General features: G+C 72.5%; 11 protein-coding genes. All 11 read right to left on the bottom strand.

All coding sequences use genetic code 11. The features are described 5' to 3' along the window. The coding region (locus tag QM582_RS11325) for a hypothetical protein (RefSeq protein ID WP_415084460.1) at positions 1-1,836 on the bottom strand (1,836 nt) is incomplete at its 3' end. A gap of 13 nt (positions 1,837-1,849) precedes the next feature. After that, the gene (locus QM582_RS11320) at positions 1,850-2,968 is read right to left on the bottom strand and encodes a VWA domain-containing protein (RefSeq protein WP_415084459.1); all 1,119 of its coding nucleotides are present in this window, start codon (positions 2,966-2,968) and stop codon (positions 1,850-1,852) included. Then, positions 2,965-5,427, bottom strand: a complete 2,463-nt coding sequence (locus tag QM582_RS11315; RefSeq protein ID WP_415084457.1) for a DUF5682 family protein — start codon at positions 5,425-5,427, stop codon at positions 2,965-2,967. Before QM582_RS11315 ends, QM582_RS11320 begins: the two co-directional genes overlap by 4 nt. 7 nt (positions 5,428-5,434) lie before the next feature. After that, on the bottom strand, positions 5,435-6,589 hold the full coding sequence (locus tag QM582_RS11310; protein WP_415084455.1) for an ATP-binding protein: 1,155 nt from the start codon (positions 6,587-6,589) through the stop codon (positions 5,435-5,437). Beyond that, complete coding sequence (locus QM582_RS11305) at positions 6,586-10,212, bottom strand: DUF4132 domain-containing protein (RefSeq protein WP_415084453.1); 3,627 nt, start codon at positions 10,210-10,212, stop codon at positions 6,586-6,588. Before QM582_RS11305 ends, QM582_RS11310 begins: the two co-directional genes overlap by 4 nt. Positions 10,213-10,294: 82 nt before the next feature. Beyond that, complete coding sequence (locus tag QM582_RS11300) at positions 10,295-10,612, bottom strand: type II toxin-antitoxin system RelE/ParE family toxin (RefSeq protein WP_415084451.1); 318 nt, start codon at positions 10,610-10,612, stop codon at positions 10,295-10,297. Next, positions 10,609-10,845, bottom strand: a complete 237-nt coding sequence (locus QM582_RS11295; RefSeq protein WP_415084449.1) for an addiction module protein — start codon at positions 10,843-10,845, stop codon at positions 10,609-10,611. Before QM582_RS11295 ends, QM582_RS11300 begins: the two co-directional genes overlap by 4 nt. 51 nt (positions 10,846-10,896) lie before the next feature. Next, positions 10,897-11,685, bottom strand: coding sequence for a DNA polymerase beta superfamily protein (locus QM582_RS11290; protein WP_415084448.1), 789 nt, complete (start codon positions 11,683-11,685; stop codon positions 10,897-10,899). Positions 11,686-11,703: 18 nt separating this feature from the next. After that, positions 11,704-13,506 (bottom strand): DUF2207 domain-containing protein, encoded by a 1,803-nt coding sequence (locus QM582_RS11285; protein ID WP_415084447.1) that lies wholly within the window; start codon positions 13,504-13,506, stop codon positions 11,704-11,706. A gap of 62 nt (positions 13,507-13,568) precedes the next feature. Beyond that, a complete protein-coding gene (locus tag QM582_RS11280) occupies positions 13,569-14,624 on the bottom strand; it encodes an endonuclease/exonuclease/phosphatase family protein (protein WP_415084445.1) in 1,056 nt (351 codons plus the stop codon). A 46-nt stretch (positions 14,625-14,670) separates the two neighbouring features. Continuing rightward, on the bottom strand, positions 14,671-15,273 hold the full coding sequence (locus QM582_RS11275) for a maleylpyruvate isomerase family mycothiol-dependent enzyme (protein ID WP_415084443.1): 603 nt from the start codon (positions 15,271-15,273) through the stop codon (positions 14,671-14,673). Between the last annotated feature and the right edge of the window lie 42 nt (positions 15,274-15,315).

Genomic DNA, 15,315 nt, shown 5'->3' with positions numbered 1-15,315 from the left:
GCGGGAGACCCGGCGCGGCTGGCTGCCCCGCCGGACCCCGCGCGACGGCCGGCCCCGGGCCCACGGCGGTGCATCGCAGCGCGAACGCGGTCCGCTGGCCCAGGGCCGGCCGTCGCGCGGGGTCCGGCGGGGCAGCCAGCCGCGCCGGGTCTCCCGCTCGGGCGGGGTCAGCGAGGGCGAGACCAGTCGCAGCCGCCCGCGGTCGCTCACGAACACCGACAGCGGGCGGTCGTGGTCGTCCAGCACCACGGCGGCGATCTGGGTGCCGTCGCGGAGCAGCCAGCCGATCACCGCCTGCTCCGGCCCGGTCGCGGGCATCCGGGCGAACTGCCGCTCGCCGGCCCGGTCGGTGATCGGCCAGACCAGTTCCTGGTTCACCTCGTCGAGTTCGGGTTCGCCGACCCCCCGCAGCCGCCGGGGCAGCACCACCCGCAGCTGCGCGACCGACGGCAGGAAGCCGATCGCGGCGGCGTCCCGGGCCGAACCGTGGACGGCTGTGGCCAGTTCCCCGAGATCGACGGGGGCGTCGGCGAAACTCGCCTGCGGCGCGACCCGGGTCCTGGTAGTGGGGCTGAGCGTGCCGTCGTCGCGGCGTTCCGCACCGGTCAGGGTGAACCGGCCGCCGGCCAGGGTGCTGGCCGACACGCCCCACAGCAGCGGGCCGTCCCAGGAGCGGACGAAGGACGGGTCGGCGCCGGCGGCGCGTCCGGTGCTGACCGTCTCCAGCCGCCGGTGGGTGAGGTCCCACAGCAGGGCGGTCAGCCCGCGGGCGCCGGACGGCGCCGTCCACCAGCGCAGCGCCAGCGGCAGCAGCACACCGGTTTCCGCCTCCTCGCCGGCGCCGCGGCCGCCGAGCAGCTGGGACGGCAGCGGCGGCGGGCAACCGTGCAAGGCGACCGCCAACGCCCAGGCTCCGGCCAGGGCGTCCAGCAGTTGCCGTTCGGAGGTGTCGTCGGCGCGTCCGGCGATCGCGGCGGCGCGTCCCCCGGCCTGGGTGAGCAGGATGGCGAGCAGCGGCAGCGCCGCCAGCCGGGCCCGCTGCGCCGCCGCGGTGAGCCGCTGGACGCCGTCGGTGCCGACCCGGGCCAGCCCGACCCGCAGCAGCGCCTCGATCGTCTCGCGGGCCTGGGTCATCGCCTCCCGCTGCCCGGGGTGCACGACGTCCGGAGAATGCACCCGGTCGGGCCAGGTCCACCCGCGTCCGTGCAGGGCGAACAGCCGGACCAGCGCCTCCAGCCGCCAGGCCCGCTCCACCGGGTCGCTGTGCCGGCCGGCCACCAGCATGCCGGCGAACCCGCCGCCGGGCACCGCGACGATCTCGGGCGCCCCGGGCCAGGCGATGCGCAGCGAGCCGCCGCGGTTCTCGATGGTGGTGGGGGTCGGTTCGATGCCGGCGGCGACCGTGCGGACGGCGGCGATGCCGGCAGAACGGTTCACCGCGGTGGGGTCCAGGGCGAGCAGTTCGGCCGCGACATCCGGCTGGGTCGCGACAAGCTCGACCGACGGCGGGTGGGTCTCGACCGGCGACGTACCAGAGGTCTCGACAAGCTCGACCGGCGAGGTCTCTCGTACCCAGACACAGGCGGCGACGATGTGCACGCAGACCCCGGCCACCGGGCAGCCGCAGGTCGCCTGCCGCGGCCCGCCGGGCAGCAGCCGGACCCGCGCCGGCGGCGCACCGGTGTAGCGCAGCTCGACGGCGGCGTCGGCGGCCGAGTCCAGCTCGATCCGCGCCACTTCTTTGGCCGCACGCCGGACCAGCCCGCGGTTGGCCAGCACCGCCAGCGCGTCGTCGTCCAGCCGGTAGCCGGCGAGCCAGCCGGGCAGGCCGGTCATCGGAGCGCCCCCGTCATGCCATCACCTCGGCCAGCCAGGTCGCGAACCGGTCCGGGGTCATCGCCGCCACCGGCATCCCGGCGGCGGCCAGGCGTCCGGCGGTGGTGTGGTCGTACCAGGGCTCGCCCTCGTCGGACAGCGCCGCCAGCCCGAGCAGCCGGACGCCGCCGGCGGCCAGCCGGCGCACGCTGGCCACCAGCGCCGACACCGACCCGCCCTCCTCGAAGTCGCTGATCAGTGCGATCACCGTCCGGGAGGGTTGGCCGACCAGGGTTTCGGCGTGCTTCATCGCCTGGGCGATGTTGGTGCCGCCACCCAGCTGCGCGGTGAGCAGCACCTCGACCGGATCGTGCGCCAGATGGGACAGGTCGACCAGGCTGGTGTCGAACAGGATCAGCCGGACGCTCACCCCGGGCAGCCCGGCCAGGATGGACGCCGACACGGCGGCGTGCAGCAGCGAATCGGCCATCGACCCGGACTGGTCGACCAGCACGATCACGTCCCAGTGCAGGTTGCTGCGCCGCTTCCGGGCGGCGAACCGGATGTCGTCGATCATCATCCGGCCGGTGGCCGGGTCGACGTTGGCCAGGTTGGCGGCGATGGTCCGCCGCCAGTCGAAGTTGGCCAGCGAGGCGTGCATGCTGCGCCGGGAGCGGTCGCGGGTACCGGTCAACGCCGTAGTGAACCGTGGTTTGAGCCGTTCGACGATCTCGGCGACCACCCGGGCGATCAGGGTGCGCAGGCCGTCGGCGGCGGCCGGGTTCAGCCTGCCCTTGACGCGCAGCAGCGCGGACGCCAGGTCCTTGTTCGGCTGCAGCGCCTCGACGGTGCCCGGGTCGGCGAGCAGGTCGTCCAGGCCGTAGCGGGTGACCGCGTCGGTCTGCAGCCGTTCCAGGGTCGACGCCGGGAACAGCCCCCGGGCGTTGCCGAGCCAGTTGATCGCCTGCACAGCGGACGGGTCGAGCGAACCGCCGCCGCCCTTGGCGTGCCGGTGCCCGCGGGCGGTGTACTCCCGGTCGTACAGGTAGCCCAGCGCCCGGTCGAGGCCGGCGTCCCCGTCGTCGCGGGGCAGGTTCGGCTCGGCGTAGCGGCCCAGCACCAGTCGCCAGCGCCGGGCCTGCTCGGCGGTCACGACGCCACCCACTCGGTCAGCCCGTCGCGGCGCAGCGAGGCGACCAGGTCACGCTCGATCGTCGCGGCCCGTTCGGCCAGCACCGGGTCGACCGCGAGGACGGCGTCCAGGTCGGTGACCGCGGCGCCGGTGAGCCGGGCCAGCGTCGCCGCCAGGGCATGGGTCTCGGCCGGCTTCAGCCAGGTGAAGGCGCGGCGCAGGTCGGGCAGCACGGCCAGGAAGGCCTCCGGCTCCATCGCACCCAGTGCGGCGTTCAGCGCATCGACCAGTTCGGGGTTGTGCAGCAGCAGATCGGGGGCCGCCTGCAGCAGGCCGAGCAGGAACTCCGCCACCCGGTCGGCGTCCGCGCCGGGCGCCAGGTGCGCGGCGGACGCCCCGGCCAGCTCGTCGGCGTCCAGGTCCGCGTCGCAGAAGCCCAGCCCGAGCAGGCAGCCGTGCAGCCGGGCCGGGGTCCGCGGGTCGCGGCGCAGCAACCGGAGCTCGCGGCGGAGGGCATGGTCGCTGGTTGAGCTTGTCGAAACCGAGAGGGTCTCGACAAGCTCGACCAGCGATGGTGGGGCCTCGACCGGTGACGGTGGGGCCTCGACCGGCGATGACTCCAGCCGGAGCAGCAGGGAGCGCAGCGCGATCAGGTCGTCGCAAGCCCGCGGTTGGTCCTCGGGCCGCAGCCCGGCCAGCGGAGCGATCAGGTGGGCGGCGCAGGCCAGCCCGGTGCCGATCAGGTCGGCGATCACTCCGGACTGCGCGCCCAGCGGCAGCCGGCCCTGTTCGGCCAGCAGCCCGGCCAGGGCGTGCAGGCTGTTCACCACCGAGCCGAGATGCACCTCGTCGTCGTAGCAGCGGCGCAACACCTTCAGCGCCGGCCGCAGCGCCTCGGGCTCGCCCATCACCAGCAGCTCGGTGATCAGCCCGGCCACCCCGGCGGCACCGAGATTCTCCTCGGCGAGCCGTTCGGCGACACCGGCCCGGACCAGTTCGGCGATGGTCGCCCCGCGCGTCGACGCGGCGATCAGGGACGCCTCGACCAGCGGTGTCCAGGCGTACTCCCAGTCCTCGAAGAGCAGCCCGGCGCCGGTGCCCTGGACCAGGTCGGCGCCGCCGAGCTGCCGGGCGAACCCGGAGCCGATGAACCGCATCCGGGCCAGGAACTCGCGCCGTTTCACGTGTGACGGCTTGCGCTGGGTGTCCAGGCTGACCTGCCGCGGGGTGGCGTCGTCGATCAGGAAGCGCAGCCCGGACGCGGCACGCCGGGCCTCGGCGACCAGCGGCGGCGCGGCCAGACCGTCCGGGATCGCACCCAGCTCCGGCCCCCCGAACACCGCCCGCAGCGCCTCGCCGATCGCACCGGACAGCCCACTGTCGTCCTTGACGAAGCAGCTCAGCAGCGCGTCGGTCAGGTCGGTGCGGCCCGGCCAGCCGCGTCCGCGCAGCTCGGCCAGCCGGAGCGCCTGGGCCACGGCGTCCATCGCCGTCGCCGCGCCGGCCGGCTCATCGGCGTCCCGGAGCCGTCCGGCCACCTCGAGCACGATCGCGGTGGCGAACCGACACGGGTCGACGCCGGCGCTGCGGGCCTGCCAGGCCCGCTGCCAGAACCCGGGTGCCGGCATGCCGGCACCGTAGCCGCGCAGCCCGTCCAGCCGGTCGAAGTCGTAGCGGATCAGCCAGGCCTCCCGCTCCGGGTCGAGCGCGGCGCCGGCCTTGGCCCGCACCCAGTCCGCCTCCGGCGCACCCTCCAGGACGTCGAGCAGAGCCAGGGTGTGGAAGGCGCCGGTGACCACCACCACACCGCCCGGGGCGTCCCGGTAGCGGTCCAGGATGGCGGCCATCACCGCTTCCCGGGCGTGGGTGCCGTCGGCGTCCAACAGGTCCCGTTCGGCGTCCAGCCTGGCCAGCGCCCCCCAGGCCAGGGTATCGGCGAAGAAGCGGCGCCAGTCGGCCAGCTCCTGCGGAGAGCGCACCTCGAACAGCTGCTCCCAGGTCTCGTCGTGGTCGCGGCAGCCGAGCCGGGCACCGACCGCGGCGATCAGTTCGCTGCGGGCCAGGTGGTGCTCGGCCTGCAGGGTGCGAACCTCGACCCCCTCGGGCTCGCCGATGTCGGCGTAGCTGGCGTCGATGAACTCCACGGTGGCGCCGTGTCCGCTGCCCCAGCGCAGCGCCACCCACTCCGGGGAGAAGTCGGCCAGCGGGTAGAAGCCACTGCTGCGATCACCCACCGACAGGATCGCCACCGGCGGCTTGGTGCGTTCGTCGGCCAGCGCCGGCAGCAGCGCGCCGTACTCGCGCGGGCCCTCGATCAGCACCACCGCCGGACGCACCTCGTCCAGCAGCGCGGCCAGTGCCGCCGCGCAGCCCGGCGAGTGGTGCCGGACGCCGACCAGGTGGACGCCGGCGTCGCGCCAGCGGGCGTGGGCGTCCAGGGCGCGGGCCAGCCGCGTCGGGATCTCGACAGGCTCGACCATCGTCGGGTCAGCCCCACAGCCCCTCGGCTGCGTCGAAGAACTCCCGCCAGTGCGGGTTGCCCCGAGCCCGCTGCCGGACCACGTTGTCGACGTAGTGCCGCACCAGCCGGGCGTCCTCCTCCTCGCCCTTCTGCGCCACCCCGACGATCTGCCGGGCGATGTCGCCGGAACGCACCGTGCCGTCGCCCAAGTAGGCAGCGGCCATCGACGCCGCGATCGCCACGTTCACCGCCTCAGCGGTCGACATCACCGCGTCCGGACGCTTCACCGGGGCACCCGCGTCGGTGCGTCCGGTGCGCAGGTCGGCGAACGCGGTGACCAGCACCTCCATCACCGGCGGGGTCAGTATCGGACGCCGCGGGCCGAGCTCGGCGTCCAGGGCACGTCCGATCAACTCGGCCTCGAAGGCCCGGTCGCTGATCGGCCGGACGGTCTCGAAGTTGAACCGCCGCTTCAGCGCCGACGACATCTCGTGGACGCCGCGGTCGCGCAGGTTGGCGGTGGCGATCACGTTGAAGCCGGGACGGGCGGCCAGCCGGGCCTCGTCGCCGAACTCGGGGATCATGATCTGCTTCTCGCTCAGGATCGACACCAGGGTGTCCTGGATCTCGGCCGGGCAGCGGGTGATCTCTTCGAAGCGAACGATCGCGCCGCGCGTCATCGCCTGGTAGACCGGGGACGGCACCAGCGCTCGCTGGGTCGGCCCCTCGGCGATCAGCAGGGCGTAGTTCCAGGAGTAACGGACGTGGTCTTCGGTGGTGCCTGCGGAGCCCTGGATGGTCAGGTTCGAGGTGCCCGAGATGGCGGCGGCCAGCAGCTCGGACAGCATCGACTTCGCGGTGCCTGGCTCGCCGACCAGCATCAGCCCTTGCCGGCCCAGCAACGACACGATGGCTCGGTCGACCAGCGGGTCGTCGCCGTAGAACTTGCGAGTCACCCCCAGCGACGGCTCGCCGAGCACGAACGCCCGCACCGCGCGGGCGCTGAGCCGCCAGCCGGGCGGGATCGGCACCCCGGACGCCGCGTCGGCCCGGGCCAGGGCGTCCAGTTCGGCCGCGTAGCGGGTCTCGGCCGGCGGCCGCAGCTCGGGGCCTCCGGTGTTGATCGGCCCGGTGTTGATCGGCCCGGTGTTCATCGGCCCGGTCATGGTCGGTTCGGTCATATCCCCGCCTTCTTCTCCCACTGCGGATCGAACGGTCCCAGCGCGGCCAGCGCCGCATAGTCGGCGTAGCACTCGGCGAGCAGGACGTCGGGCACCGCGCTCAGCCGGACGTTGCCGCGGCGTCCGGCCCGGAAGCCGAGGCCGACGGTGGCGCAGGCGAAATTCTCCTCCGGCACGTAGCTGCCGGTGAACTCCAGCACCGCGGTCAGCCCGACCGAGGAGAACTGCTTGGTGTACTCGTCGAACCAGGCGCCGTCCTCGGCCGGTCCGCGCTGGTAGCCGCGCTTGGTCGCCACCCCGCGGAAGCTGAAGGTGTCGGTCAGATGGCCCTGCAGGTCGCGGGTCTGGGTCGCGTTGCGGTCGATGTCGGGGACGGCGTTGTCGAACTGGGCGAACAGCGGCGTCACCTCGTAGTCGGCCAGGTGCGCCTTCCAGGCCCCGGCGGCGTCGTCGCCGATCCGCACCCGGTGCGCCAGCGCGACCCGGGCGTCCGGTGCGAGTTCGACGGTGTCGTCGTCGGCGTCGATCAGGCTGCCGTCCTCGGTGGGCCGGAAGGCGCGCTGCGCCGGGCCGGGGTTCTCCAGCCAGACCAGCCGGCTGACCAGTTGCCCGACCAGCGGATGCTCCAGCAGGAACTCGCGCCAGTCGGCGGCCGCCCAGGCACGCTCGGCGCACATCGCCTCGTAGAGCCGGGCGGTCTGCTGGGTGAGCACCGCCTTGAGCTCCTTGCGGGACGTGGTCAGCTGCTTCTTGGCCTCTTTGACCAGTTCGGCGTCGTCGTCGGCACGGGCGGCCGGCAGCGATTTGATCGGCTTGCCGTCCGCCGTGCTCAGCGCGATGGTGCCGGACGGGGTGGCGCGGCCCAGGAACGTCCGGGAGCCGAAGTCGAGCCGGAGCAGGGCGTCGGCGTCGAACCCGGCCGCCGGGATGGTCCGGTCGGCGAGCTCGTCGGCCGTCCAACCGCGCTTGTCGGCCAGGCTTTCGACCAGTTTCGCCGCGGTGGCCTGGACGCTGGCCTGCTTGAATCGCCGGGCGATCGACAGCAGCAGCTGCACGGCGGCGGGTTGGCCGTTGGCGTACAGCGGGTACATCAGCGCGTCGACCTGGGCTCGCCGGGCGCCGTGGTTGCGAATGTAGGACTGGACGGCGTTCGCCAGTTCGATGCCGGGCATCCGGGTGGTCAGCGCCAGCAGGCCCCGGTTCGCGGACGCCGAGCCGAAGTAGGTGCCCTGGTGCAGGGTGTAGGCGGCGCGGACGTGCTGTTCCAGCGGCACCGCCGCCGCCTGCCGCGCCCAGTCGGCGTGCGGCGGATTCGGGGTGCTCTGCACCCGTTTCAGGTTGTTCTGGGCCCAGGCGTAGCGACGCTGCCCCTCCGCCTGAGCATGGACGCGGCTCTCCTCTTCGGTGGGATGCCGGGTGTCCTGAGCGATCCAACTGGTCAGCACGAACCGGCCCAGCGCCTCGCCGGAGGCCGGGTCGAGCTGCCCCAGGTAGAGGTCGAGCAGGCCCGAGCCGTCCGGGTCCTTCGCCTTATTGGCCAGCACCACCCACCAGGTCGGGATCATCGGGTCGACCTCCGTCCCGTCGGCGCCGGTTCCGTCCGCCCAGCGCAGCGCCGGCAGCCGGTCGAAGTCGAACCAGTCCAGGGTGGCCGGCAGCTTGGCCCGCAGCCCCTTCTTCGCCTCGGCGAGCAGCTTCTCGGGCGCCAGGTCGGCGGAGATGTCGTCGCCGAGGTCGCGCAGGGCGTTCAGCATCGCCGCCCGCGGCACCTCGCGCTTCTCCTTGGCCAGCGCCGTGCGCAGCGCCGGAACGGACCCGGTCTCACCGGCCTTGGCCAGCCAGGACGCCGACACGGCCCGGATCTCGCCGCGCCCGTCGGTCAGCCCCTGCTCGGCCAGCTCGCGGGCCAGCCCGTGTTTGGCCAGCACCGCCTGGGCCGGCGGACGGTTCCGCCGGGAGTCGCCGACCGCCACTGCCGCGATGCTGGGCAGCAGCGCCGCCGGCAGCGCCGGGAAGGCGTCCAGGATCGCCAGGGCGTCGCCGGTGTCCGCGGCCGACGCGGTCAGCCAGTTCTGCAGCACGTCGAGGCGTCCGGCGAACCAGGGCCAGGCGGCCTCGGGCTCGACCGTCAGCCACCACGACTGGCGGGCCAGCTGCGGCACGTACTCCACGGCCTCGCGGGTGTTCCAGGTGCGGCGCACGGCGTCCTCGACCTGGCGCAGGTCGGTGACCTCGTCGGCGCGCAGCTGCAACGCCCAGTCCAGCCGGACGTGCCGGGTCGGCTGCTGCAGCCGGAGCAGATGCACCACGTTGAAGCAGCGGACGCCCTGGGCCAGCGCCGGGTAGGAGAACCGCTCGATGATCGCCGGGGGCCGCTGCCGCCCTGCGGCGGCCGCCACGATCTGCCGCAGGTCGGCCTCGGAGATCTGCTGCAGTTCCTTGAGCCGCCTGTTGTTCCAGGCGTGGTCGGTGCCCTCGACCCGGGCGATCAGCGTGGCCAGCAGCCGGCGCAGTTCGTCGAGCGCGCGCGGCTCGTCCACTTCGTCGGGAAAGGGGATGAAGCTCGGCAACACCAGTTGTCGCTCCTGGGCGGCGGCCGCCTGCACCACCTCGCGACGGGCGTTCGCCTTCTGCGCCGCCGCGCCCAGCTTGGCGCCGGCGGCGACCGCCTCGTCGAGCAGCGCCCCACCGGCGGAGGTGCGGGACAGGTACTCGATCAGTTCCCTGGCCGCCGACTCGGACGCGCTCAGCAGCACCGGCCGCAGCACGGCGGCCTGCACATCGCCCGGCAGCCGCGGCAGTGCGGCCACCGCCGCCACCCGCACCCCTTTGGCCTTGTCGACGGTCAGTTGGGCGATCAACGGAGCCAGCGCGACGGCCACCTGCGGATTCTGCTCGACCCGCTGCGGCAACGCCGTCCGGGCGTCCGCGGTGAGCCGGGCGATCGCGGACGGCACGATGAGGTGCCCGAAGCCCAGCAGGTAGTTGTCGATGCCGGGCAGGTCGTGCGGCCGCAACTGGACCGAGCCCCAGGTCTTCTCCTGCTGCCACATGGCCAGGAACACCGTGGTCGGAATGTCCGCTTCGGGGTGGCCGTCGTGCCGGAGCAGGTCGGCGAATCGCTCCGGCGGCCACTGCAGGTGCGGCAGGGTCTCACGTCCGGTGACCGACGCCAGGTCGTTGAGCAGCGCGGTCAGCCAGGCCGGGACGCCGTCCACCCGGCGGTTGGGCCCGGTGCCGAGAGCGGCCAGCAGGTAGCCGAAGCGCAGGAACTGCAGCTGCGTGACGGCGTTGGTGCGATACAGCTGGGCCCGGGCGTTGGTCAGCGTGACCCGCGGCTCGCCGCGAACGCCGATCTGCTTCAGCCGCTGCTTCAACGGGTCGGGAATGCCGGGACGCCCGGCCATCACCATGGCGGGCCGTGCCATCAAGCCGTCGAGATCGGGCTGGTGCGCGGCGTCCAGTTCCAGCAGCACGTCCGGCCCGCTGCCGTCGTACACGTAGGCCACGGCGCGATCGAACAGCTGGTCGGAGACCGCCCGGAACGGCGCCAGTGCCTCTCTCAGTTGTGGATGCGGCCCGGCAGGCTGGCCGGTCAAAGCGGACTTCAGACGTTCGAACACGAATCGCTCCCCTTACGCACCCTTACGGAAAGTCGGTGTGTCGAGGGTATCCGCCGCCGGGGACAGTCCTGCGGGCGCGTGGTCAGTCGTCGAGTCGGTGCAGCCAATAGCCGGGCTCACGGCGCTCGTGCGCGTAGGCGAGGATCACGATCACGTCCGGTTCCACCGCGTAGATGACCCGGTACGGGTACCCATGAACAGCCTTGCTGCGGATCACAGTTCCATCCTGGGCGGTGGCGAACAGCGGGGCGGCGTTCGGCCAGTCTCCGATGTCTCGTCGGGCTTGCCGCGCACGCTCAATAAGCGCAAGGCCGACCCCTGCTTCCTGCTCCTCGTACCAGTGCACGGCGGCGTCGAACTCGGCGACTGCTTCGGGATGCTCCCGCTGGGCCAGGGTCATGAGGTGAGCGAGGCACGCAAACGGGCGTAGTGCTCGTCAGCGTCCACCAACTCGACTGCGCCAGCGCGTGCCTCGGCGAGTCGCCGGGCGGCTTCAGCCCGCCAAGCCGCATCGACGTCACCCGCGTCACCAGCCTCATGGAGGCTCTCGAGCAGGGCATTCACGACGACCGCACGCTGATCGGCATCAAGCGCGAGAGCGTCGCGGATCAAGGTCGCGGTGTCGGGTGCCATGCCCTCGAGTGTATGCCGAGCAAGCCTTGGAACCCCACCCTGGTGGCGGACTCACCAGCCCCAGTGCCGCCGCTGGGCACTGACCGCCCACGCCGAGATCGCCGCGACGTCGGCACCGACCGGGAGCGGGCAGCGTCCCTCGGCGAGCAGCGTCCGCACCGCCGCCTCCAGGCGTCCGATCTCGGCGGACACCTCATCGCGCGGCACCTCGCCGCGCTTCACCGCCAGCACCCGCTCACGCTCGGCCTCCGGCATCGGCAGGGTGAGCGTCCCGGTGCTGGCGATCTCATAGCCCTGATGAGCCAGCCGCAGGGCATGACTGCCGTACTTCACGTCCCAGCCGTGCTTCGCGATCAGCTCCGGACGGTTGGGCACGTTCCGCTTCGACCGGCCGAGCATCCGCTCGTGCTGGGATTGCATGTAGCCGAGGAAGCGCTCCACCGCCTGTTGGGACAGGAAGCTCCACCGCAAGGCCCGCAGTTCCTCGCCCAGCGGCGTCACCTTGACCAGCGACTCGGCGGGCGCGAACAGCGGCAGCATCACGGTCGGGTTGCCCTTGATCGCCAGCCGCAAGTATTTGGCCAGCGAGTACAGCACCAGATCGGTGTCGCCGTGACCGCTGCGGACGCCCTCGGGCTGGGTGCGCCAGATGTAGTCGTCACGGTGCCTGCCCACACCGAGCACGTACTCGGGCGGCTCGATGTAGACACCCATCTCGTCGTGGTCGTCGGTGCCGGCGATGGCGATGCCGTGCACGCCGCTGCCGACCACCGAGCGGAGAATCTCATTGGGCAGGGCTACATCGGGATCGCCGTACTCGACATTGGGTGCGGTGCTCATAGGACGACCGTAGCGGCGTCACCAACCGCCGCCGCCACCGCCACCGAAGCCGCCGCCACCGCTGAACCCGGAGCCTCCGCTGGAGGCGGTGGTGGCGCTCTGCATCGACGACGACATGGTCGACGCCAGTCGATCCATCGACGACGCGAAGTCGCCGCTCAGCAGCGAGCCGTAACCGTAGCCGTAGCCGACGTACCAGGAGTCGTCGGGGGTGTAGCGGCCCTCGGCGGCCAACTGCTGGAAGATCTTCGCCCAACGCTCGGCCACGCCGAACACGATCGCGTAGGGCAGGTAGCGGGAGAACACGTCGATGCCCTCCTCGAATTTGATCTGGTCGGCCTCCGCCGTGGTCAGGTACAGCTCGAAGCCCTTGGCCTGGGCGAGCACCGCGGAGCCCTCCGCCGTCCGGACGCCGAACCGGTTGCTGAGCGCCAGCATCACCAGGCCGCAGATCACCCCGGCCAGGCCGACCAGGCCGAAGCCGACGAAGCCCAGCCCGAAGCCGACCAGGGCGCCGGCGCCGATCACGGCGAGGCCGCCGACGACCGCCACCATCCGGACCTGGCTGGGATTGCGGCGGAACCAGCGCAACTCATCGGTGACCCGCTGGTAGAGCCGTTCCCGGGTGCCCTCCATGATGCCCGCGTAGCCCTTCTCCTTCAGATCGTCGGTGGTCACCGAGGAGCCCTTGCGGAAGAACTTCTTGATCACGTAGGACTCGTAGCCGACCAGCTGGTCCCGGCCCTGCGTCCGGATGAAGGTCCAGTCCTTCTTGCCCTGCTGCTCGATCCGCAGATGCCCGCGCACGGCGAGGTCGAGGATGGTCGCGGTGATGTCGACGTTGTCGGCGGTCGAGTCGACCAGCACGCCGACCTCGCCCGGACGCGCCCCGCGCGGCGGGGTGAACGCGACCGCCACCGGCGCCTTGGCCGCACCGTGACCGACCGCGACCTGCTGCCCGGCCGCCGGCGTCACGCCGGGGGTGAGCCCCAGGTAGACCTCGTCGCGGCTGCCGCGCCGGGTGCGGCGCAGCAACGGGACCAGGCCGATCACGGTGAGCGCCGCGGTGACACCGCCGGTCACCGGAGTGATCGGGAACATGTTGCCGACCCAGTACCGCTTCTCCAGCTTGGCTTCAGCACCCACGAAGGTGCCGGCCGGGAAGCCGGCGACCACCTGCATCGGGGTGCCCTCGCCCAGCGCCGACTGGGTGAAGGTCGCCGACCGTCCGTTGGTCTCCACCCGACAGGGCCGGTTCACGTCGAAGGCGACGAAGCAGGCCGTCCGGGTCATCGCGACCGGGCCGGTGATCGTGGCCTCGATGTCGCGGATCGGCACCTCCCAGCCGGTGCCGATGACGTTCCAGTTGAACTCGTCCAGCCCGGACTGCGCCTGGTCGGGCGCGATCAGGCCGCGGATCGTGTAGTTGACCACGTACTTCTGGGTGCCGCGCCAGGTCTTGTTCTCGTCGCCGACCCGGATCAGCAGGTTGCCGTCCTTGGTCTCGGTCTGGACGTTGGCGCTGGCGCCGGACGGGCTGGACACCTGGCCGAGAGTGACCTCCAGCATCCGCCAATGATCGGGATCGTTGGCGATCTCCTGACGCAACGGCAGGGTGATGTAGGGGCCGTGACCGTCGTCGGAGCCGAAGTTGAAGTCGAAGGCGATCCGGACCGACGTGGTGCCGTCCTTCGCGACGTCCGCAGTCACGTGATAGCTGTCGATGCGGTCGTCGTCGGAATCGGCGGCGGCGCGTGGCGCCGGCACCAGGCCGAGCAGGAACACTCCGAGACCGGCGAGCAGCAGAACCAAGCGGCGCATGCACCAACGGTAACAACCCGGGTGGCGATCAGACCCCGGCTTCCCCGGTCATTGCTTGCCGGTCATTGCTTGCCGGTGCCGGCGATCACCGCCCGCAGTCCCAGGTGGTCGGTGCCCGGCACGTCGAAAGTGCTCAGCGAGGTCGCGGTCAGCCGATCGTCGACCAGCACGTGGTCGATGGCGATCAGCGGCGGGAACCGGCGATCCGCCGGCCAGGTCCGGACGAATCCGGCGCCGGCCAGATCGGCGGCGCTGCGGAAGCCGTCGGCGTAGAGCGCCTGCATGGTGGGGTGGTCGTCCACCGAGTTGAAGTCACCGGCCACCACGGTCGGAACGGAGGCGTCCCGGGCGGCCAGCCAGCTGCGCAGCCGTTGCGCCTCCCGGCTCCACAGTCCAGGACGGCAGTACGGGTTGCAGGGATGGGCGGCGACCACCCGCAGCGGGCCCAGTTGCGGCGTCCGGATCAGCGCCGTCCACTGCTGGAAACTGCTCGGCGGCATCGGCTCGGAGCTGATGATCGGATGCTTGGAGAAGATCACCGCGTCGGCGTTGGCCCGGTCGCTGGCCTTCGCGTCCACCGGCGCCCGGTAGCGGAACGCGGCACGGAAGCTGTCCGGCAGCGTGCTCACCCACTTCACGTGCGCCTCGACGAAGACCACCACGTCGGCGTCCGCCACGGCCCGGGCCGCGACGGCCGGATCGGCCTCGCCGGCCACGTTCAGGCTGGCCACGGTGAGCGGGGCGGTGTCCACCGGACGGGAGTCGGAGAAGAAGACCGGCGCCTGCCACACCGCAGTCGCCGCCAGGCCGGCAGCGCACAGGGCACTCAGCACACTGACCGGCCAGCGGCCGGGCGTCCGGCCTCGCCAGGCCCGCAGCGTGGCGACCCCGACCAGGATCGTCGCCGGCAGCCAGAACACCAGCCCGTACGGGATGAACGAGGCGACCTTGGCGAGCTGATCGGAACTGGGGGCCAGGACGCGCAGACCGGTGGCGGCCACCGCCGGCACCGCCAGCAGCAGCCCGAAGACGACCAGCCAGGCCTGGCCACGCACCCGGCGCCGCGCCGGTGGGGCGAGTGGGGACGGGGCGGCTGCGGACGGGGGCGGCGAAGTCACGGGGTCAAGAGTGCCGGATCGGGCCAACCGATACACGGCGCCCGCATCACAGCAGTTCGAAGGCGGAACCGTCCCGGGCGCTCAACTGCCGCACCGCCGCCAGGCCGCGTCCGTTCAGCATTGCCGCGTCGCAGATGATGTGCAGCGTCCGGGCCACCGCGGCCGGCGGCAGCCGCGGCTCGCGTCCCACCGCCAGCGCGATGTCCGAGGTGTGCACGACCAGCTCGACGGTGCGGGTCTCCAGGTAGTCGGAGAACCGCATCGCACCGAGCAGCGTCATGATCACCGGATCTCGCCGAATGCCCGCGATGGCCACCCGGAGGCGTCCGATCATCGTCTCGATCACCTCCGCCGGCTCGTCGCCCAGATCGTGCCCGGCCGCGACGCCCCGCTCCGCCACCGCATCGTGCAAGGAGCGGTCCACCAGGTAGCCGGCCGCCAGATAGTCGGCCGCGGATCGCAGCTCGATCGCGTCGGCGGGCTTGTTCAGGTAGTCCCGGGCCGTGGTGATGGCTCGCGCGGTGTGCCCGACCAGCGATCGGACGTCCCAGACTCCCAGCGCCGGGCGATCCCAGGCGTCGTGGGGGATCTCACTGACCAGGGCGACGAAGGCCTCGGCCGCGTCCAGCATCGTCTCCGCAGTGTCCATGTTTGACCCTACAAGCACCGCTGCCCGCGACACGCGGGGACG

It is taken from the genome of Micropruina sp. (genome assembly GCF_047607385.1).
Taxonomy (GTDB): Bacteria; Actinomycetota; Actinomycetes; order Propionibacteriales; family Propionibacteriaceae; genus Micropruina.
This window is presented reverse-complemented; position numbering and strand designations above follow the sequence as displayed.